We start from the raw sequence: 245 nt of genomic DNA, 5'->3' as shown, positions 1-245 counted from the left end.
AGCTTGCTGCGCGGCCACAGGTCCTGCGGGCGGTGCGTGGCCCCGGCGACGCGGGCGTCCCAGTTGCCCTGAATGACGCGCGTGGCGTACGCCTGCGTCCATTCCAGCACCTCGCGCGGGCGCGGCCCCTTGCCCACCAGGTCGCCCAGCACCCAGATCTCCGAGATGCCGCGCCGCTGAATGTCCGCGTGAACTGCCAGTGTGGCCGCCAGGTTGGCGTGCAGGTCCGCGAGAATGGCGAGGCG

Annotated in this window: 1 protein-coding gene; it reads right to left on the bottom strand. The window is 72.2% G+C overall.

Annotated elements, in window-relative coordinates; all coding sequences use genetic code 11:
• Positions 1-245 (bottom strand): metallophosphoesterase family protein (locus L0666_RS17160; RefSeq protein ID WP_235262620.1); only part of this gene is annotated, 245 nt, incomplete at both ends.

The sequence above is a fragment of the Octadecabacter algicola genome (genome assembly GCF_021532625.1).
In the GTDB taxonomy this organism is placed as follows: Bacteria; Pseudomonadota; Alphaproteobacteria; order Rhodobacterales; family Rhodobacteraceae; genus Octadecabacter; species Octadecabacter algicola.
Note: the sequence above shows the minus strand (reverse complement) of the source record. Positions and strands in the feature narration are given on the sequence as shown.